General features: G+C 39.0%; 1 protein-coding gene. It reads left to right on the top strand.

Annotated features, from left to right (window positions below):
- Window positions 1-236 (top strand): Dyp-type peroxidase domain-containing protein (locus M983_RS17720; RefSeq protein WP_245684063.1); only part of this gene is annotated, 236 nt, incomplete at both ends.

The following is a 236-nucleotide window of genomic DNA, read 5'->3' as shown; positions in this document are numbered from 1 at the left end:
AGGCAGTCTTCTTCTTGCCAGTGTTGGTGTGAAAGCGGCAGAAACAAAAGCCGATACATCAGTAATACGTTATCAGCGCATTATTGCTTATTTAGGAAAACATCAAGCAGGCGTTATTACACCAGAGCAAAAAAACGCGACATTTATTGCAGTTAATCTTACGGTATCAACCGCAGATGAAGTCAAAAAAGTATTGACTATATTAACAGAACGCATTGCTTTTTTAACTCAGCCTC

Origin of the sequence: Proteus myxofaciens ATCC 19692 (assembly GCF_001654855.1) — a bacterium.
GTDB classification, from domain to species: Bacteria; Pseudomonadota; Gammaproteobacteria; order Enterobacterales; family Enterobacteriaceae; genus Proteus; species Proteus myxofaciens.
This window is presented reverse-complemented; position numbering and strand designations above follow the sequence as displayed.